Origin of the sequence: Streptomyces sp. JH002 (genome assembly GCF_050916115.1) — a bacterium.
In the GTDB taxonomy this organism is placed as follows: Bacteria; Actinomycetota; Actinomycetes; order Streptomycetales; family Streptomycetaceae; genus Streptomyces; species Streptomyces xiamenensis.
Genome location: NZ_CP087989.1, coordinates 214,040 through 233,101 on the forward strand (window position 1 = coordinate 214,040; position 19,062 = coordinate 233,101).

Annotated in this window: 13 protein-coding genes and 1 pseudogene; 8 read left to right on the plus strand and 6 right to left on the minus strand. The window is 75.3% G+C overall.

Annotation, left to right across the window (positions count from 1 at the left end):
- Positions 1 to 5 precede the first annotated feature (5 nt).
- Positions 6 to 2,327: a telomere-associated protein Tap gene (gene tap, locus H7827_RS00930; protein WP_432741807.1), complete on the minus strand. Its 2,322-nt coding sequence runs from the start codon at positions 2,325 to 2,327 to the stop codon at positions 6 to 8.
- A 130-nt stretch (positions 2,328 to 2,457) separates the two neighbouring features.
- Between tap and H7827_RS00935 the strand changes: the two genes are divergently transcribed.
- The 5 genes and pseudogenes from H7827_RS00935 to H7827_RS00955 all read left to right on the plus strand — a co-directional run bounded on the left by H7827_RS00935 (position 2,458) and on the right by H7827_RS00955 (position 8,246).
- Entirely contained in the window at positions 2,458 to 3,768 is a 1,311-nt protein-coding gene (locus H7827_RS00935) for a hemolysin family protein (protein WP_432741809.1), read from the plus strand.
- Positions 3,765 to 4,805, plus strand: coding sequence for a hemolysin family protein (locus H7827_RS00940; protein ID WP_432741811.1), 1,041 nt, complete (start codon positions 3,765 to 3,767; stop codon positions 4,803 to 4,805). Before H7827_RS00935 ends, H7827_RS00940 begins: the two co-directional genes overlap by 4 nt.
- A gap of 19 nt (positions 4,806 to 4,824) precedes the next feature.
- A pseudogene (locus H7827_RS00945) lies at positions 4,825 to 5,617 on the plus strand (SGNH/GDSL hydrolase family protein).
- Between the two features lie 11 nt (positions 5,618 to 5,628).
- Positions 5,629 to 7,059 carry an adenylosuccinate lyase gene (purB, locus tag H7827_RS00950; RefSeq protein ID WP_364242924.1) on the plus strand — a complete coding sequence of 477 codons (1,431 nt, stop codon included), beginning with the start codon at positions 5,629 to 5,631 and terminating at the stop codon, positions 7,057 to 7,059.
- 50 nt (positions 7,060 to 7,109) lie between these two features.
- Positions 7,110 to 8,246 carry an ROK family protein gene (locus H7827_RS00955; protein WP_432741813.1) on the plus strand — a complete coding sequence of 379 codons (1,137 nt, stop codon included), beginning with the start codon at positions 7,110 to 7,112 and terminating at the stop codon, positions 8,244 to 8,246.
- Between the two features lie 47 nt (positions 8,247 to 8,293).
- Here H7827_RS00955 and H7827_RS00960 read toward each other — a convergent pair whose 3' ends face one another.
- Positions 8,294 to 9,028 carry a GntR family transcriptional regulator gene (locus H7827_RS00960; RefSeq protein WP_432741815.1) on the minus strand — a complete coding sequence of 245 codons (735 nt, stop codon included), beginning with the start codon at positions 9,026 to 9,028 and terminating at the stop codon, positions 8,294 to 8,296.
- A 130-nt stretch (positions 9,029 to 9,158) separates the two neighbouring features.
- On the opposite strand from H7827_RS00960, the gene H7827_RS00965 reads away from it, so the two are divergent.
- Positions 9,159 to 9,908 (plus strand): SDR family NAD(P)-dependent oxidoreductase, encoded by a 750-nt coding sequence (locus H7827_RS00965; RefSeq protein WP_432741817.1) that lies wholly within the window; start codon positions 9,159 to 9,161, stop codon positions 9,906 to 9,908.
- 46 nt (positions 9,909 to 9,954) lie between these two features.
- Here the strand turns inward: H7827_RS00965 and sigJ are convergent, their stop codons facing one another.
- Positions 9,955 to 10,866, minus strand: coding sequence for an RNA polymerase sigma factor SigJ (gene sigJ / locus H7827_RS00970; RefSeq protein ID WP_432747915.1), 912 nt, complete (start codon positions 10,864 to 10,866; stop codon positions 9,955 to 9,957).
- Positions 10,867 to 11,026: 160 nt separating this feature from the next.
- Here sigJ and H7827_RS00975 point away from each other — a divergent pair, with 160 nt between their 5' ends.
- Entirely contained in the window at positions 11,027 to 11,572 is a 546-nt protein-coding gene (locus H7827_RS00975; RefSeq protein ID WP_432741819.1) for a GNAT family N-acetyltransferase, read from the plus strand.
- A gap of 105 nt (positions 11,573 to 11,677) precedes the next feature.
- Positions 11,678 to 13,369: a DUF885 domain-containing protein gene (locus tag H7827_RS00980; RefSeq protein WP_386542125.1), complete on the plus strand. Its 1,692-nt coding sequence runs from the start codon at positions 11,678 to 11,680 to the stop codon at positions 13,367 to 13,369.
- Positions 13,370 to 13,493: 124 nt separating this feature from the next.
- Here the strand turns inward: H7827_RS00980 and H7827_RS00985 are convergent, their stop codons facing one another.
- The 3 genes from H7827_RS00985 to H7827_RS00995 are packed head-to-tail and all read right to left on the minus strand — an operon-like array spanning position 13,494 to position 19,019.
- Entirely contained in the window at positions 13,494 to 14,306 is an 813-nt protein-coding gene (locus tag H7827_RS00985; RefSeq protein ID WP_432741821.1) for an SDR family oxidoreductase, read from the minus strand.
- Positions 14,307 to 14,337: 31 nt separating this feature from the next.
- A complete protein-coding gene (locus H7827_RS00990) occupies positions 14,338 to 17,868 on the minus strand; it encodes an AAA family ATPase (RefSeq protein ID WP_432741823.1) in 3,531 nt (1,176 codons plus the stop codon).
- Positions 17,865 to 19,019 (minus strand): exonuclease SbcCD subunit D, encoded by a 1,155-nt coding sequence (locus H7827_RS00995; RefSeq protein ID WP_432741825.1) that lies wholly within the window; start codon positions 19,017 to 19,019, stop codon positions 17,865 to 17,867. Before H7827_RS00995 ends, H7827_RS00990 begins: the two co-directional genes overlap by 4 nt.
- Between the last annotated feature and the right edge of the window lie 43 nt (positions 19,020 to 19,062).

A 19,062-nucleotide genomic window follows, 5' to 3' on the forward strand; every position in this document is an offset into this window, starting at 1 on the left:
AGGTGCTACTCCTTGATGTGCCGGGCGGGGTTGTGTCCCTGCTCCATGAGTTCGGCGGCCCACCACAGTTCCCTGGCTCCTTCGAGCTTGACCATGCCGGGTGAGACGCCGAGCCGGAAGACCCCCGGCGCCGGGGCGCCGTCCCCGGTGCGGGGCAGCAGGTCCAGCGGGGAGGGGCCGGGGGCGGGGTAGACGACGCAGTCGGACAGCACGGCCAGCGGGAAGTGGCCGTGGGCGGCCATCCGCGCCATCTTGCGGTGCATGTTGGTGCGGGCCTGCGCGATGACGGCGGCTCTGATGTCGGGGCGCCAGGTGGGCCGTTCCAGGGCGGGCCACCGGCCGCCGGGGCGGTGGCCCGCGCCCTGCGGGCGTTCGCGCAGCTTGCCGATGCCGCCCTTCACCGTCGCCTTGATCGCGGAGAGCACCCCCGCGGTCGCCGGGTCGGCGCCGCGGTGCCGTTCCATGGCGGCCAGGAAGTCCGCGTCGGTGAGGTCCTTGGTCACTCCCAGGTCCGCCATCGTCGCCAGGTAGGCGTCCCGCAGCCGGGTGTACCAGGGGTCGAGGTACGGTCCGGCCTCCGGCCGCAGCCAGGCCTCCAGCGGCCGTACGGGGTGCCCGAGTTCGGCGGCATAGGCCAGGGTCGGCGTCGCGTACCAGGCGGGCCCGGTGGGGCGCTGTCCGGTGGGGGTGAACGGGGACGGCAGCCGGGGGTCCGTCGCGATGCCGGACAGGTCGGCGTACCAGGCGCCGGGCAGCTTGGGGTCGAAGCGCGGGCCGTCGGTGTGCAGGGGGGCGCCGAGGCCGACCCGCAGCCGGTTGGCGGCGGCGGCGAACGCCATGTTCACGTCCAGGCCGACGGCGTGGGGCAGGGCGCACTCGGCGTCGCTGAGCAGGTCCGGGTCGCGCACCCACTCGTACGCCTCCTCGTCGAGGACGTCGTGCGGATCGCGGCCGGCCGCGACGGGATGCTCGCCGGGGGCCTCCGGCGGGGCCGGGTCCACCGCGACGGCCAACGACCCGGCGACGGGGCCCGAGGTCCAGCCGCCGGCCGCGTCCCGTACCGGCCGGGTGGGCGGACGCAGCGCCGTCATCAGCTCCAGCCCGTTGACGGCGGTGGAGCCGCGCGGAGTGAGGACACGCGTGGCGTACGTGCCCAGGGCGCGGGCGAGTTCACCGGGCGTGGCCAAAGCGGCGAGGTCCGACCAGGCCCGGGGGTCGAGGGCGTCCCAGGGCAGCACGGCCAGCTGGACGCAGCGTCGGGTGCCGTGCGCCTCGACGGGCTGGTGGACGCGGGCCCAGGGCCCGAACCCGCGGCGGGTCAGCCGCCAGCCGGCCGCGAGCAGGTCGCGGACCGCGGGGTGGTCCTCGGGCAGCCGGAGGTTGCGGCGGTCCGTCAGCCGCGCGGGCAGCCCGAGCCGTTCGGCGGCGGCTTCGGTGAGCACGACCAGCGGATCGGCGTCGCGCCCGTGGCGGTGCAGCCGCTCCTGCCCGATGCCGGCGCCGAGCGCCCACTCCACCAGTTCCGTGACGGTGGCGGCCGGGCAGTGCAGGGTGCCGCCGTCGGCGGTGTGGGCGAGTGCGGCGCCGTCCAGGACGACGAGCGGCCCCGCGGGGTACGGCGCGCCGGCCGGACGGGCGGGTCGGGCGCCGGGGAGGGCTTGGGCGTCGTCGCCGGGCTGTGCCGGGCCCGGTACGGCCACCGCGCCGGCGGCCGTACCCGTACGGTCGGCGGCCGGCTTCCCCGGGCGGTCGCTTCCTGCGGCGGCGGGTCGGCGGCCGGGAGCCGGTGCGCCGGACGGAGGGGCGGCGGCGCCTTCCCGTTCCGTACGCGGCACCGGGGAGGCATCCTCCCCGTGTTCTTCCGGCGCGTCCGCGACGGCACCCCGCGCCGGTTCCGTGGACGCGCCCCGCGGGCCGCCGTCGGCGGCCACCGCGCGCGGACCCGGATCGGGGCCCGCGCCCGCCGTCGGGGGTTCTTCCTCCCGCGCACCCGGCGCACCCTCGGTCCGCTTCCCGTCCCCCGCCGCGCCGTCCGCCGCACGGCTCGCTCCGCCCTGTGCGGCCGGCCGCGGATGGCGTTCGGCGAGCCGTTCCAGCAGGCGGGCGTACGCGGCGCGTTTCGGCGGGCGGGGCACCGCGCGGCCGGACTCCCAGGCGGCCACCGCCTGCCAACTGACCTCCAGCGCCCCGGCGACCTGCTGCCGGGTGAGCCCGGCGGCCTCCCGCAGGCGCCCGCGTTCCGCCGGTGGGGGCAGTTCGCCGTGCGCGGCGGCCTGTTCCACCAGCGCGTCAACCGCCGCGAACAGGGCGTTCTCCGCGTCAGACATGACCGCAACCCTATCCAACGCCGCGCCCCCGGCCCGTTCCCCGGCGCGGGTGTGCCTCTCCTCCCCGCGCGTTCCGCGCACGGCTCGTACAGTGGGGCGTTATGTCCCCTTCCGTCAGGACGGTGGTGTCGTGATCGAGGTTCTGCTGCTGTGCGTGGCCCTTCTGCTCACCGTGGCCTGCGGGGTGTTCGTGGCCGCCGAGTTCTCCTTGACGACCGTGGAACGGTCGGTCCTGGAGGAGGCCGCCGAGCGCGGCCTGCCCGGCGCGCCCGGTGCCCTCAGCGCCGTACGGTCGCTCACTTTCCAGCTCTCCGGGGCACAGCTGGGCATCACCCTCACCAGTTTGGTGATCGGCATGCTCGCCGAGTCCTCCACCGCCGCACTGCTGGCGGGCCCGCTGCGCGCGGCCGGGGTGCCCGGCTCCGCCGTGGGCACCGTCGCCCTCGTGCTGGGCACCGCCCTGTCCACCGTGGTCCTCATGGTCATCGGTGAACTGGTCCCCAAGAACTGGGCGATCTCCTCCCCGCTGGCCGTCGCCCGGCGGGTGGCTCCGCTCCAGCGCGGGTTCTCCTCCGCCTTCCGGCCCTTCATCCGGCATCTGAACAACACCGCCAACCGCGTGCTGCACCGGCTCGGGCTGGAGCCCACCGAGGAGCTGGCGTCGGCACGTTCTCCCCAGGAACTGGTCGCCGTGGCCCGGCACTCCGCCGAGGAGGGCACGCTGGCCGCCGACACGGCCGAGCTGTTCGTCCGCTCGATCCAGCTGTCCGGGCTGACCGCGCAGTCGATCATGACCCCCCGGGTGCGGGTCGCCGCCCTGGAGACCGACGCCACGCTCCAGGACATCGCCGACGCCATCCTCGCCACCGGCCTGTCCCGGTTTCCCGTGTGCGAGGGCGGTCTGGACGCGGTGCGCGGCATCGTCCAGCTCAAGGACGTGCTCGCGGTGCCCGACGAGCGCTGGGCCCGCACCCCGGTGCGTGATCTCATGCGCGAACCGCTCCTGGTGCCGGACACCTTCCCCGCCGACCGGCTGCTGGAGGAGCTGTCGGACGAACGGCCGATGGCGGTGGTCATCGACGAGTACGGCGGCACCGCGGGGGTGCTCACCTTCGAGGACATCATCGAGGAGATCGTCGGCAGCGTCCGTGACGAGCACGATCCGCGCCAGGCGCCCGATCTGCTGCCGCTGGGTCCCGGCGTGTACGAGGCGGACGGCGCGGTGCGCCGCGACCAGCTCCAGGTCATCGGGCTCCAGTTGCCCGAGGGGCCCTACGAGACGCTCGCCGGGTTCATCGCCACCGAACTGGGGCGCATCCCCGCCCCGGGTGACCGGGTGGACAGCGGCGGCTGGGAGCTGGCGGCGCTGCGCACCGACCACCATCGCGTCGTCCGGGTGCGGCTGACCGCCCCCGTACCGTCCCCGAAGGAGGCACGGTGACCGCGCTCCAACTGCTGACCGGGCTGCTGATGATCGCCCTCAACGCGTTCTTCGTGTTCGGGGAGTTCTGCCTGATCTCGGTGCGCCGCAGCCAGATCGACCCGCTCGCCGCGCAGGGCGACGCGCGTGCCCGCCGGGTCCTGGTGGCGCTGGAACACCTCTCGCTGCTGATGGCCACCGCCCAACTGGGCATCACCCTGACCACCCTGGTGCTGGGCATCGTCGCCGAGCCGGCGATAGCGCATCTGCTGGAGCCGCTGCTGCACGGGATCGGCGTCCCGCAGGGGGCGATCCATCCCATCGCGTTCGTGGTGGCGCTGAGCGTGGCCACCTATCTGCACATGCTGCTGGGCGAGATGGTGCCCAAGAACATCGCGCTGGCCACCCCGCTGCGCTGCGCGCTGCTGCTCGGCCCGCCGCTGCTGGCGCTCTCCCGCGCGCTGTCTCCCCTGGTACGCGGCATCAACGACCTGGCGAGCGCGGTACTGCGGCTGCTGCGGGTCACCCCGCGCGACGAGGTGGTCGCGGTGTTCTCGGACGAGGAACTGGACCGGATCGTCACCGACTCGGGGGCGGCCGGGCTGCTGGACGAGCGGGCCACCGGGCGGCTGCGGGACGCGCTGCGGCTGGCGCGGCGCCCGGTGGGCGAGGTGATGCGACCGCGCGGAGCGGTGGTGACGGCGCGGGTGGGCATCAGCCCGCACGAGCTGGAGGCGCTGTCGGCCCGCACCGGGTTCTCGCGTTTTCCGGTGCTGGACGAGCGCGGCGCCGTGCTGGGCTATCTGCATGTGAAGGACGCGCTGAACGCCGCCCGCCCGCAGCTGCCCTTCACACTGTCGGCGCTGCGGCCGATCGCCCGGGTGGGCGCGGGCACCCCGCTGGACGAGGTGCTGACCGCGATGCGCGGCGGGGCGACGCATCTGGCGGCCGTGATGGGAGCGGACGGACGGCCCACGGGGGTGGTGACGATGGAGGACGTGCTGCGCGAGCTGGTGGGCCCACCGGGCGGGGCCGCCTCGGCCGCGCCGTCTCGATAGCATCGCCCGGGTGAATGCCATGGATCTGGAGAGGGACCGGGGACGGGAAGGCGCGGAGCCGGTCCGCAGCTTTGTCGCGGTGGGGGACTCGTTCACCGAGGGCATGTCGGACGCGCTGCCCGACGGCTCGTACCGGGGCTGGGCCGATGTGCTGGCGGGCCGGCTGGCCGGGCACGCGCCCGGTTTCCGGTATGCGAACCTCGCCGTGCGCGGCAAGCTGATCGCGCAGATCACCTCCGAGCAGGTGCCCCCCCGCGGCCGCGATGGACGCGGATCTGGTCACGCTGGTCGGCGGCCTGAACGACGTGCTGCGACCCCGCTGCGACCTGCCGCGGGTGTGCGGGCTGCTGGAGGAGGCGGTGGAACGGCTGGCGCCGTCCTGCCGGACGCTGCTGCTGATGCGCTCCCCCGGCCGCACGGGCCCGGTGCTGGAGCGCTACCGGGGGCGGATGGAGGAGCTGTACGCGCACATCGACACGCTCGCCGCCCGGCACGAGGGCGTGGTGGTGGCCGATCTGTACGCCTCGCGGGCGCTGGGCGACCCGCGGATGTGGGCGGACGACCGGCTGCATCTGACGACGGAGGGGCACCGCCGGGTCGCGGAGGCGGTGTGGCAGCGGCTCGGCCACCCGGCCTCCTTCGACTGGGACGCTCCGCTGCCGCCCCCCACCCCGGTCGGCTTCGGACAGCGGGTCGGGACGAACGTGCGGTTCGCCCGGGAGCATCTGCTGCCGTGGATCGGGCGGCGGCTGACGGGCCGCTCCTCGGGCGACGGGCGGGCGCCGAAGCGACCCGAGCTGAGCCCGCCGTAGAATCCGGTGACGTGACAGACAAGCCCCGCATTCCGAATGTCCTGGCCGGCCGCTACGCCTCGGCGGAGCTGGCCCGGCTGTGGTCCCCCGAGTACAAGGTGGTGCTGGAGCGCCGCCTGTGGCTGGCGGTACTGCGCGCCCAGCGGGATCTGGGCGTGGCCGTCCCCGACGAGGCGCTCGCCGACTACGAGCGCGTCCTGGAGCGGGTGGACCTGGCGTCGATCGCCGAGCGTGAGCGGGTGACGCGGCACGATGTGAAGGCGCGGATCGAGGAGTTCAACGCGCTCGCCGGGCACGAGCAGATCCACAAGGGCATGACCTCGCGGGATCTGACCGAGAACGTGGAGCAGTTGCAGATCCGGCTCTCGCTGGAGCTGGCGCGCGACCGTACGGTGGCGCTGCTGGCGCGGCTCGGCCGGCTGGCGGGCGAGTACGGCGGTCTGGTGATGGCGGGGCGTTCGCACAATGTGGCGGCGCAGGCGACCACGCTGGGCAAGCGCTTCGCGACGGGCGCCGACGAGCTGCTGGTGGCGTTCGGCCGGGTGGAGGAGCTGCTGGCCCGCTACCCGCTGCGCGGCATCAAGGGCCCGGTGGGCACCTCCCAGGACATGCTGGACCTCCTCGGTGGCGATCCGGCGCGGCTGGCGGATCTGGAGGCGCGGATCGCCGGGCACCTGGGCTTCGCCCGGGCGCTGACCTCGGTCGGCCAGGTGTACCCGCGCTCGCTGGACTACGAGGTGGTCTCGGCGCTGGTGCAGCTGGCCGCGGCGCCGTCCTCGCTGGCGAAGACGATCCGGCTGATGGCCGGGCAGGAGCTGGTGACCGAGGGCTTCCAGCCGGGGCAGGTGGGCTCCTCGGCGATGCCGCACAAGATGAACACGCGCTCGTGCGAGCGGGTGAACGGGCTCGCGGTGATCCTGCGCGGCCACGCCTCGATGGTGGGCGAGCTGGCGGGCGACCAGTGGAACGAGGGCGATGTCTCGTGCTCGGTGGTGCGCCGGGTGGCGCTGCCGGACGCGTTCTTCGCCTTCGACGGGCTGGTGGAGACGTTTTTGACGGTGCTGGACGAGTTCGGGGCGTTCGAGCCGGTGGTGGCCCGGGAGCTGGACCGTTTCCTGCCGTTCCTGGCGACCACCAAGGTGCTGATGGCGGCGGTGCGCGCCGGGGTGGGCCGTGAGACGGCGCACGAGGTGATCAAGGAGCACGCGGTGGCGTCCGCGCTGCGGCTGCGGGAGGGCGGCGAGCGCAACGAGCTGCTGGAGCGGCTGGCGGCGGACGACCGTATCCCGCTGGGCGCGGCCGAGCTGGCGGCGCTGATGGCGGACCGGCTGTCGTTCACGGGCGCGGCCGGGGAGCAGGTGGCCGCCGTGGTGGCGGCCGTGGAGGAGGTGGCCGAGCGGCATCCGAAGGCTGCCGCGTACACGCCGGGGGCGATTCTCTGACGTCGTGGGAGGGCGGGGATCCGTCCCTGCTGCGCAGGATCAACTCCGCGGTGGTGCTGCGGGCGCTGCGGGCGGCCGGTGAGTCGGGGCGGTCTCCGTCGCTGGCGGAGCTGGCCGCCGTCACCGGGCTGTCCCGGCCCACCGTGGAGCAGGTCGTGGAGTCGCTGCTGGGCGCGGGATACGCCGCCGCGGCGGTGAACGGTGACGGGACGCGGGCGCCCCGGGTGGGGCGCCCGGCGCGCCGCTTCCGGTTCCGGGCGGAGGCCGGTCATCTGCTGGGGGTGGAGATAGGGGCGCTGCGTGTCGCGGTGCTGGTGTCCGATCTGGCCGGGCGGCGGGTGGGCTCGGCGGTGCGGACGGCGACGGCGCGGACGCCGGCCGCCGAGCGTCTCGCCCTGGTGGAGGGGGCGGCGCGGGCCGCGCTGATGGCGTCGGGGGTGGCGCGGGATTCGGTGCGGGCGGTGGGGGTGGGCTCGCCGGGGATCATGGCGGCCGACGGTTCGGTGCGGCTGTGCGCGGCGCTGCCGGGGTGGACGGGGCTGGCGCTCGGGGACCTGCTGGGGGCGGCTCTCGGGGCGCCGGTGGTGGTGGAGAACGACGCGAACGTGGCGGCGGTGGGCGAGCGCTGGCGGGGCGCCGCGGTGGGCTGTGACGATGTGGTGATGGTGCTGGCCGGGCTGTCGCCCGGCGCGGGATCGCTGATCGGGGGGCGCGTGCACCGGGGGTACGGTGGGGCGGCCGGGGAGATCGGGGCGCTGCATCTGCTGGGGCGGGGGGCGACGCCCGAGTCGCTGCTGTCCACGGACGGCCGGCCGCTGGCGGCGCTGGACGAGGCCGCGGTGGGGCGGGTGTTCGAGCGGGCGCGGGGTGGGGAGGCGCTGGCGGGGGCGGCGGTGGAGCGCTACGTGGAGCGGCTGACCCACGATGTGACGGCGCTGGTGCTGGCGCTGGATCCCGAGCTGGTGGTGGTGGGCGGCTGGGCCTCGGGGCTGGACGGGGTGGTGGAGCCGCTGGCGCGGGAGCTGTCCCGGTACTGTCTGCGCACTCCGCGGGTGGCGGCGTCGGCGCTGGGCGCGGAGGCGATCGCCTGGGGGGCGCTGCGGATGGCGCTGGACCGGGTGGAGGCGGAGATGTTCGCGGTGCACCCGCCGGGCGGCCCGGCGGAGTGCGGCGTCCGGCCGGAGTGATCCGGCCCCACCGGTGGCGGTGCCGCGCCCGGCTCAGCCGTGCCGGGTCAGCTGGTGAGGGCGGTCAGGGCCGGCTGGTCGGCGAAGGTGAGCCGGCAGGTGTCGGCCCGGTAGGTGGCGACGGAGACGGCCGCGGTGCGGCCGGCCGCGAAGTAGCGGGTGGTGACCAGCAGGACCGGTGATCCCGGCAGCCGTTCCAGGCGGCGGGCCGCCTCGGCGCCCGCCGCGCCGAGTTCGACGGTCCGGTCCTGTCCCGAGGCGTCGGTCTCCTGGAGCCGGCGCAGCAACCGCCTGGCCCGTTCGGGGCCTTCGGCGGCGGGGAGCGGCGGCTCGTCCGCGCCGGGTACGTACAGCTGCTCGGTGGCGACCGGCTGTCCGTGGGTCATCAGGGTGCGGTGGATGACCTCGACGGGTTCGCCGGCCCGGACGTCCAGCAGCCGGGCCACGGCGGGCGGCGGCGGTGCGGGGGCCGCGGCGGTGGCGGTCCACGGGTCGCCGGACCAGCCGGGCCAGGAGTGCTGGGAGGGGCTGAGGTCCACCCCGACGCGGGGCGGCGCGACGGTGGTGCCCACCCCGCGGCGGCGCTGGAGGCGGCCTTCGAGCTCCAGTTGTTCCAGGGCCTGGCGCAGGGTGGCCCGGGCGACGCCGAAGCGGGCGGCCAGCTCGCGCTCGTTGGGGAGGATCTCGCCCACCGAGAACTCGGTGTCCAGGGCCTTGGACAGCAGGGTGCGCAGGTGCCAGTACTTGGGCTCCGGCTCGCGCTCCCGTTGCGTCGTTTCCACCACTGCCTCCCCGAAACCCGCGATTATGAAAGGTTGTTGCGTATATGGCGGACCCTAGGGCGGCCCGGCGACTTGGTCAAGACCAATCAATCTCGACACCGGTACCGAGGTACCTCGATAGAGTCGTGTCATGAAACAGCACGTCACTGTGGTCACAGGAGGCAGCCGGGGTATCGGGGCCGCCATCGCCGTCCGCCTCGCCCGGGCCGGCCACCACCTCGCCATCGGCTACGAACGCGACACCGAAGCCGCCGAGGAGACCGCGGCGCTGGTGCGCGAAGCGGGCGGACAGGCCGTCACCGTCCAGGTGGACACCAGCGACGCCGACCAGGTCGACCACCTCTTCGACACCACCGTCCGCGCCCTCGGCCCGGTCACCGGCACGGTGTGCAACGCCGGGATCACCGGACCGCTGGGCCGGTTCACCGAAACGGGTACCGACATCATGCGGCGCGTGGTGGACGTCAACGTGATGGGAACCCTGCTGTGCGCCCGGCGCGCGGCCCGCGAGATGTCCACCCGCTACGAGGGCTCCGGCGGTGCCATCGTGACCATCTCCTCGGGCGCGGCCACCCTGGGCAGCCCCGGCGAGTACGTGCACTACGCCGCGACGAAGGCGGCCGTCGACACGCTGGCGGTCGGCCTCGCCAAGGAGCTGGCCCCCGACGGCGTACGGGTCAACTCCGTGCAGCCGGGGATGATCGTGACCGACATGCACGCCGCCATGGGCGACGCGCAGCGCCCCTGGCGCAACCAGGACCGGGTGCCGATGCGCCGCCCGGGACAGCCGGAGGAGGTGGCCGGGGCGGTCGCCTGGCTGCTGTCCGAGGATGCCTCGTACACCACGGGCGCGGTGCTGCGGGTCTCCGGCGGCCTGTAGCCGGCCGGGCCACGGCGACGCGGGCCGGGCAGGCCCGCGTCGCCGTTCAGTCGCCGGCCACCCCCGCCAGATGCCGCAGCTTGTCGGGGTTGGAGATCAGATAGACCCGCCTCACCAGCCCGTCCGCCACCTCCAGCTGGAACACCGCGTACGGCGCGCCGGCGCTGGAGACCAGCAGCCCCGGGCCGCCGTTCAGCTCCACGAAGCGCACGCCCAGCGCGGCCGGCTGACGCCCGCCGATCCCGGTGAGGAAACGGGCCGCCTTGTGGGCGTCGGTGATCACCCGCAGCGGAGCCTTGCCCCGGCCACCACCGTCCCCGACCACCTGGACATCGGTGGCCAGCAGCGCCATGAGCCCGTCCAGATCGCCCTGGGTGGCGGCTGCCAGGAACCGCTCGGTCAGATCGCGCCGCTGCACCGGATCCACCGCGAAGCGCGGTCGCCGCTCCGCGACATGCCGACGGGCCCGGCCCGCCAGCTGCCGTACCGCCGCCTCCCCGCGCCCCAGGGTCCCGGCGATCTCCTGGTACGGGAACGCGAACGCCTCGCGCAGCACGAACACCGCGCGCTCCAGCGGGCTGAGCGACTCCAGCACCACCAGCACCGCCAGCGAGACGGACTCGGCGCGCAGCGCGGGCCCGGCCGCGTCCCCCGCCTCCGCCGGCTCCACCCGCGCGGCGGTGGGCAGCGGTTCGGGCAGCCAGGTGCCCGGGTACGTCTCGCGGGCCTCGCGCAACCGGTGCAGCCGCTCCATCGCCAACCGGGTGGTGATCCGCACCAGATAGGCCCGGGGGTGCTCGACGGCGCCGCGCTCCGCGCCCGACCAGCGCAGCCAGGTCTCCTGCACGATGTCCTCGGCGTCCGCGACGGCGCCCAGCATCCGGTACGCGACACCGAACAGCAGGCCGCGGTGCTCCTCGAAGATCTTCAGCCCGTCATCGTCCACGCCGGCCAGCATCCCATTGCGGCACACCGGCTTTACCTCCGCACCGGGTTACGCTCGGAGCATGGCATGGGGGCCCGGCCGACCGAAGGCCGCATTTACCACCGAAGCATCCTTAACCCCGCGGTCACAGAACGTTCGTGGCCGGGCAACACCGGGGAGGGACAGTGGTTCCATGGCTGACTCCTCCCTCCATCGCACCATCGTCCGCTCGGTGGACCCGGTGGGGCCCGGCGACCTGGCCGCCGCGCGGGAGTTGCACGCCCGCTGCTCGCCACAGACCCTGCGCGAGCGCTACCACGGGGTGCGGGACGCCGAGGAGGCCGACCGGCTGCTGCCGCATCTGCTCAGCCCCCGGTTCGGGCACGGCGTCGCCGCCCGGGACCGGGACGGCACACTGGCGGGCCTGGGGCATCTGCTGTGGGACGGCGAGGGCGACGAGGTCGAACTGGCCCTGCTGGTGCCGGACGGACGCCAGCGTCGCGGGGTGGGCACGGCCCTGCTGCGCCGGCTGCTCACCCTGGCCGCGGGCGCCGGCTACACGGAGATCTACGCGGTGACCAGCCCGGGCGGCAGCGGCGAGCACGGGCTCTCGGCCCTGCTGCGGGCCTCGGGCCTGACGGTCGGCCGGTATCCGGACGGGGAGACGGTGGTGCTCTGCGCCCCGCTGGCCGCCCGGCCGCTGCCCGCCCCGCCGGATCCGGCCGCCCGCGTGCCGTGATGCCCCGGCCAACACGCCCGCCCACGGCCCGCTGACCGGCCGCGACAGTAACGACCGGGCACATCAGTAGTGACGAATCCGGAGTCAGGTACCAGGATGGTGCGCATGTCCGAAGACACCACCAGCCCCGTGCTGCCCCGAGCCCTCGCCGATTCCTACGTCGACGCCCTCGTCGCGCTCGACCCCATCACCGGCACCTTCCTGGGCGTCGCCGAGAGCGCCGGACGGCTGCCCGACTACTCCCCCGAAGGCGAGCTGGCCCGGGCCGAACTCGCCCGGCGCACCCTGCGGGAGCTGACCGAGGCGGAGAACCGCCCCGGAGCGGACAGCGACGCCGAGCGGCGCTGCGCCCGGCTGCTGCGCGAGCGGCTCACCGCCGAACTCGCCGTGCACGAGGCGGACGAGCACCTGCGGGCCATCAGCAACCTCTTCTCCCCCGTGCACGATGTGCGCAGCGTCTTCTCCCTGATGCCGGCGGAGACCGAGGCCGACTGGGCGGACATCGCCACCCGGCTGCGCGCCGTGCCCGCCTCGCTGGAGAGCTACCGGGCCTCGCTGGCCGCCGGCCTGGAGCGCGGGCTGCCGGCGGGGCCGCGTCAGGTCACCACCGTGATCGGTCAGTTGGAGGAGTGGATCGCGGACGGCGCGGAGAAGAGCTGGTTCGCGCAGTTCGTGGCGGACGGCCCCGAGGCGCTGCGCACGGAGCTGGCCGAGGGCGCGCGCGAGGCCACCGGCGCGATCGTGGCGCTGCGGGAGTGGCTGGCCGGCACGTACTCCCCCGGTGTGGCCGGTGCCCCGCAGATCGTGGGCCGCGAGCGCTACGCCCGCTGGGTGCGCTACTGGAACGGCACCGACCTGGACCTGGACGAGGCGTACGCGTACGGCTGGTCCGAGTTCCACCGGCTGCACGCCGAGATGAAGGCCGAGGCGGCCAAGATCCTGCCCGGCGCCACCCCGTGGGAGACGCTGCGTCACCTGGACACCGAGGGTGAGGCCGTCGAGGGCGTCGAGGAGATCCGGGTCTGGCTCCAGGAGCTGATGGACGAGGCCATCGAGGCGCTGGACGGCACCCACTTCGAACTGGCCGACCGCGTCAAGCGCGTGGAGTCGATGATCGCCCCGCCCGGCAGCGCGGCGGCCCCGTACTACACCAGCCCCTCGCTCGACTTCTCGCGGCCGGGGCGCACCTGGCTGCCGACGATGGGCGAGACCCGGTTCCCGGTCTACGACCTGGTCTCCACCTGGTACCACGAGGGGGTCCCCGGCCACCACCTCCAGCTGGCGCAGTGGGCGCACGTCGCCGATCAGCTCTCGCGGTACCAGACCACGGTGGGCATGGTCTCGGCCAACGCCGAGGGCTGGGCGCTGTACGCGGAGCGGCTGATGGACGAGCTGGGCTTCCTGGACAACGCGGAGCGCCGTCTGGGCTACCTGGACTGCCAGATGATGCGCGCGGTGCGGGTCATCATCGACATCGGCATGCACCTGGAGCTGGAGATCCCGGCGGACTCGCCGTTCCACCCAGGTGAGCGCTGGACGCCGGAGCTGGCGCAGGAGTTCTTCGGCCAGCACAGCGGGCGGCCGGCGGACTTCGTGGAGAGCGAGTTGGTGCGCTACCTGGGCATGCCGGGGCAGGCCATCGGCTACAAGCTGGGGGAACGGGCCTGGCTGCGCGGCCGGGAGGCGGCGCGGGCGGCGCACGGTGACGCCTTCGACGCGAAGAAGTGGCACATGGCGGCGCTGTCGCAGGGCTCGCTGGGTCTGGACGACCTGGAGGCGGAGCTCTCGGCGCTGTGAGGACCGGCCGCCCGTCCGGGCCCCTCGGGGCCGGGCGGGCGGTCCGCCCGGCGGCACACCCCGGCACCCCGGCACCCCGGCACGCCCCGGCACCCGGGATCACCGCCACGGGGTCACGCGGGCGTCATCGGGCGAATCCTCCCTCGGAGTTGATGACCTCGCCGGTGATCCAGCCGGCCTCGTCCCCGGCGAGCCAGGTGATGAGCCGGGCGGCGTCCTCGGGGGCGCCCCAGCGTCCTTGCGGGAAGAGCCCGGCGACGACGGCGTGGTGCTCGCCGGTGAGATATCCCGTGTCCACCGGCCCCGGATTGACGGTGTTGACCGTGACGCGCTGCCGCATCAGGCCGGTGGCCAGGCTGCGGGTGATGGAGGCGATGGCGCCCTTGGAGAGCGCGTACGGGATCTGGTCGGGCATGCCGCCGCGCAGGTCCTGGCCAGAGGTCATGAGCACGACCCGCCCGGCCGGCGCGTCGGGGCCGCCGAGCCGGTGACGGCGGGCGAACGCCTGCGCCAGAAGGACCGAGGCGCGGGTGTTCACCTGGTAGTGCCGGTCGAGCATGTCGGCGGTGAGCTCCGGCAGCGGGCCGTCGTGGCCGCTGAGGGCCTGGTTGGCGATCAGGATGTCCAGGCGTCCCCCGAGGGCTTCGGCCGCGGTGTCGATCAGTGCGGCGGGGACCGCCGGATCGGCCAGGTCGCCGGGGCCGTGCGTGACGACGGCGGACGGCCCGGCCGCCTCCCGTACGGCGGCGGCGAGTGCGGCGGGTCCCTGGGGGTCGGCGCCCCAGGGCTGTTCGGCGTCGTGCGGGGTGTGGTGGTGCAGATAGACGCTCGCGCCGAGGGTGGCGAGCCGCCGGGCGGTCGCGAAGCCGATCCCGGCGCGCCGCGAGGCGCCGGTGACCAGGGCGGTACGGCCGAGCAGGGGCTGATGAGGGGTCATGGCCCCACCTTGCGATACGCCGCGTCTCGCGTCACCCGGTTTTCCGTACGGTGGACCCCCGGGCGGTCTTGATCACCTCCAGCTGGGTGGGGATGCGGGTCCGCAGGTCCGGTACATGGCTGACGATGCCGACCGCCCGGTCCTGCTCGCGCAGCGAGTCCAGCACGTCGAGCACCTCGTCCAGGGACTGTTCGTCCAGGGATCCGAATCCCTCGTCGATGAAGAGGGTGTCCAGCCGCTGCCCGCCGGCCTCGGCGGCCACCACGTCGGCCAGACCGAGCGCGAGCGCCAGCGAGACGAAGAAGGACTCGCCGCCGGAGAGGGTGGCGGTGTCCCGGGGCCGCCCGGTCCAGGCGTCCAGGACGTGGAGGCCGAGTCCGGAGCGGCCCCGGCCGGCCTTGCCGTCGGAGTGCGCCAGCTGATAGCGCCCGGCGGACATCCGGTACAGGCGGCTGCCGGCCGCCTCGGCGACCTGTTCGAGCCGGGCGGCCAGGACGTACGTCTCCAGCCGCATCCGGTAGGTGTTCTCGGCCGCCGTTCCGGCCGCCAGCCCGGCCAGCCGCGCGATGCGCGCGGCCTCCTCGCGGACCGGTGCGAGAGCGCGTGCCTGCGTCGCCAGCCGGGCGGAGAGGGCGTCCAGCTCCCGGCAGCGCGTCCGCGCGGCGCTGTCGGCGGCGGCGGCCTCCCGCAGCCGCACGGTGGCGGCGTCGAGCTCCCGCCGGACGACGGCGATCGGGTCGGCGGGCCCGTCGCCCGCGCCGGGCAGGTGGCGCGCGGCTTCGGCGACGGCCTCGGTCAGCGTGCGGGCCGGTGCCGACGCCACCTCACGGGCCTGGCCCGGCAGGGCGTCGGCGCGCCGGTCCCGGGATGTCGCCGGGCGCCCCGCCTCGTCCCCGTCCCGCTCGGACGCCTGCTGCGGCCGGCGGCCCTGTCCCGGCACGGAAGCAACCGTCCGCTCCACCGTGCTGCCCGCGCCGTTCGCCGCCTCGGAGGCGGCGGCACCGGGCTGCCGGGGATCACCCGGGCACTGCGCCGCCGCACCGTCGGTCACCGGCGCCGGGGCTTCACCGGCACCCGCTGTTTCCGCCGTCCCCGCGGACTCCCCGCCCGATCCGGCCACGCGAGCGCCCGCCTGCCGACGGCCACCCGGGCGCCGCGGTGCGGCACCGTCGCCGCCCCCGACTGCCGGGCCCGAGGGCGCGCCGTCGCCCGTACCGGCTGCCGCCGGCTGCCACGACGGTTCTTCGCCCGGTCCGGGCAGACGAGCGCCCGCCTGCCGGGGGACGTCCGGCGCCTCCGGCGCGACAGCGGCATCACTTCCGGCAGGCCCGACCGCGTCCGCCAGCAGGGCCGCGATGGCGGCCTCCTCCGTGCGCCAGTCGTTCAGGCGGCGTTCCAGGGAGCGCTGGTGCTCGGCGGAACGAACCGCCTCGGCCGCCTCCTGCGGTCCGGGGAATCCGGCCCGGTGGGCGGCGTCCCGCGCCTGGGTCCGTGCCGCCTCCCACCGCTGCGCGCTCTCCCCCGCTCTGCGGACCGTCTCCGCCGCCCCGGCCAGGGCCTGTGCCAGGGCGCTCAGTTCGGCGGCACGGTCGGCCACCGTGGATGCCTCGCCGCGCGCCGCGTGGATCTCCGCCAGCAGGCCCTCCCGCTCCGTGCGCAGCGCGCGTTCCCGGGACGTACGGGCCGCGATCCGGCGCTCGATGTCCCGGTGCAGGGCCTGCCGTTCGGCGTGACGCCGTTCGGCCGCCGCCAGCCGATCCCGTGCCTCCTCCCCGGTGTCCGCCACCGCCAGATCGGCGCGCTGGTCGTCTTCCAGCGCGGCGAGCTCCCGGGTCAGGCCGGGAACCGTCCCCTCCCCGACCGCCGCGTCGGCGGCGGCGTGCGCCTCGCGCAGTGCGGCCAGGGCGGCGGAGGTCCGTTCGCGGTGGGCGGACGCGGTGCGGTGGGCCTCCTCGGCGGCCCGTTCGTCCTGCGGCGACACCGGGTCGGGGCCGCCCTGCGCGGGGTGCGGATGCTCGGTGGCACCGCACACCGCGCAGGGTTCGCCGGCCCGCAGTCCCGCCGCGAGTTCGGCGGCCATGCCGCGCAGTCGGCGTTCCTTGAGCTCCAGCCACTCCTCGTACGCGCCCGCCGCCGTCTCCCTGGCCAGCAGTTCGTCCTTCTCGGCCGCCCCGATCCGGTCGGCGAGTGCGGCGCGGCGGCGTGCGGCGTCCAGCCGGCGTTCGGTGTCGGCCAGCGTCCCGGTCCGGTGCCCGGCCCTGGTGCGGGCGGCTTCGGCCGCCGCCAACTGCCGCGCCAGTTCCTCGTGTTCCCCGCCGTATCGCTCCAGCCATCCGGCCGTCTCTGCCAGCAGCTCGGCGTCCTCGTGCTCCTCCCCTGCCAGCGTCTCCAGTTCGGCGGCGAGACGGCCGGCCCGCTCCTCGGCCTGGCGGGCGGCGCTCAGCGCGCCGAGGTGGCCGCGTACGGTCCGCTCCTCCGCGGCCAGCCGGTCCGCGGTCGCGTCCCTGAGCGGTGCGGGCAGCCCGGTGCGCGCGGCTCCGGCCGCCGCGGCGGCGGCCCGGTGCTCAGCCTCCGCGTTCTCGCACAGCCGCAGGGCCGGGGCGACCGCCGCGGCGGCCCGGGCGGCGGCGAGTTCGGCCCCGGTGCGCTCGCGTTCCGCCCGCTGTCCGTCCCAGCGCTCGGCGCGGCGGCGGGCCTCGGCGAGCCGTTCCGCGCGGCGTACCCGCTCCGTCGTCCGCGCGAACGCGCGCTGGGCCCGCGTGTGGCCGGCCTCGGCGGCGTGCAGGGCCTGGGCGGCGATGTCGCGCTGTTCGCGGGCGAGGCTGCGCAGCTGGGCCGCCCAGGGCAGGACGTCTTCCTCCGGTTCCGCCGGGTCCCCGGCCCCGGCGGCCTGCCGCAGCCGGTCGGTCAGGGAACGCAGCCGGTCGTCCCCGTCCCGTACCCCGGCCGCCGCCTCCTGCCGCCGTTCCGCCAATCGCTGCTCCACGGCGGCGAACCGCCGCGTGTCGAACAGCCGCCCGAGCAGCTTGGCCCGGTCCTCCGCGCCGGCCCGCAGGAAGCGGGCGAAGTCTCCCTGCGGCAGCAGCACCACCTGGCAGAACTGCTCCCGGTTCATGCCGAGCAGCTGACCGAGTTCCTCGCCGATCTCCTGGTGCGAGCGGCTGAGCGCCCGCCAGCCGCCGCCCGCGCCGTCCGTGGTCCGCTCGCGCAGCGCGCTGTACGCACGTTCCGTCGTGGTTCCGGTGCCGCGCTTCTTGGGCCGCTCGCGTTCCGGCCGCCGGGTCACCTCCAGGCGCCGGCCGCCGAGGGTGAGTTCGAGGACGACCTCGGTCGCCGTGTCCGGCTGGGCGTGGTCGCTGCGCAGCCCGCCCGGGGCCTGCTGCCGCGCGCCGGGCACCGATCCGTAGAGCGCGAAGCACACCCCGTCCAGGATGGCGGTCTTCCCGGCCCCGGTCGGTCCGTGCAGCAGGAAGAGACCGCCGGAGGACAGGGCGTCGAAGTCGATGTGCTGGGTGCCGCCGAACGGCCCGAAGGCGGTCAGGGTGAGCCGGTGCAGCCTCATGCGTCCCTCTCCCCCACCCGGGCCGCCTCCAGGGCGCGCCGCAGCTCGGCGCGTTCCTGTGCGTCGGGTGCCTGCCCGGGCCGTACGTGGGCGATGAAGTCCTCGACGATCCGCTGGTCGTCGCGGCCGCGCAGCCGCTCGGCGTAACTGCGGCGGCCCTCGCGGGCGGCCTGTTCGGGGGCGAAGGCGAGGGCGAGGAGATGCGGGAAGCGGGCGGAGAGCCGGGCCATGGGCTCGGGGGGCCGGGCGGGGTCGGTCAGGGTGGCCTCGACCCAGTGCTCGCGGTGCCGTTCCAGCGAGGGGTCCGCCAGCAGGTCCTCCAGCCGCCCGGTGATCCTGGCCAGCGGACGGGGCACGGGGCAGTCCACGCGCTCGCCGCGCACCTCGCCGGCGGCGTCGAGGTCGATGAGCCACATGGACTTGCGGTGTCCGGCCTCGGAGAAGGAGTACGCGAGCGGGGAGCCCGAGTACCGCACCCGCTCGGTGAGCGTCTGGCTGCCGTGCAGATGGCCGAGTGCCGCGTAGTGCACGCCGTCGAAGAGTGCGGCGGGCACGGAGGCGGCACCGCCCGCGGTGATGTCGCGTTCGCTGTCGGAGGTCGCGCCGCCGGTGACGAAGGCGTGGGCGAGTACGACGGCGCGCGTCCCGGCAGGCCGGCGGGCGAGGTCCTCGCGCACCCGCCGCATGGCGGCCCCGAGCACGGCGCTGTGCCGGGCGGCCTCCACCGCGAACTGCTCGCGCACCAGCTGCGGTTCCAGGTACGGCAGCCCGTACACGGCGACCTCGCCGTGGGCGTCCCGCAGCAGGACGGGGGTGGCGCACTCCTCGGGGTCGGTGCGCAGATGCACCCCGGCGCCATCCATCAGCCCGGCGCCGACGCCCAGTCTCCTGGCCGAGTCGTGGTTGCCGGAGATCATGACGGCGGGAATCTCGGCCCCGGCCAACTGCCGCAGCACGCGGTCGAACAGCTCCACGGCGGCCAGCGGCGGCACGGCCCGGTCGTAGATGTCCCCCGCGACGAGCACCGCGTCCACCTCGTGCTGCCGGGCGGTCTCCACCAGATGGTCGAGAAACACCCGCTGCGCCTCGATCAGCGGCACCCGGTGCAGCCCCCGCCCCAGATGCCAGTCGGAGGTGTGCAGAAACCTCACCCAGCCCGCTCCGATCTCTCCGTACGCCCGTTCGCCGCCGCAC

Coding starts and splice junctions, on each gene's coding strand:
- tap (WP_432741807.1), bottom strand. CDS start 2,327: ATGTCTGACGCGGAGAACGCCCTGTTCGCGGCGGTTGACGCGCTGGTG.
- H7827_RS00965 (WP_432741817.1), top strand. CDS start 9,159: ATGAAACAGCACGTCACTGTGGTCACAGGAGGCAGCCGGGGTATCGGG.
- sigJ (WP_432747915.1), bottom strand. CDS start 10,866: ATGCTGGCCGGCGTGGACGATGACGGGCTGAAGATCTTCGAGGAGCAC.
- H7827_RS00975 (WP_432741819.1), top strand. CDS start 11,027: ATGGCTGACTCCTCCCTCCATCGCACCATCGTCCGCTCGGTGGACCCG.
- H7827_RS00980 (WP_386542125.1), top strand. CDS start 11,678: ATGTCCGAAGACACCACCAGCCCCGTGCTGCCCCGAGCCCTCGCCGAT.
- H7827_RS00985 (WP_432741821.1), bottom strand. CDS start 14,306: ATGACCCCTCATCAGCCCCTGCTCGGCCGTACCGCCCTGGTCACCGGC.
- H7827_RS00990 (WP_432741823.1), bottom strand. CDS start 17,868: ATGAGGCTGCACCGGCTCACCCTGACCGCCTTCGGGCCGTTCGGCGGC.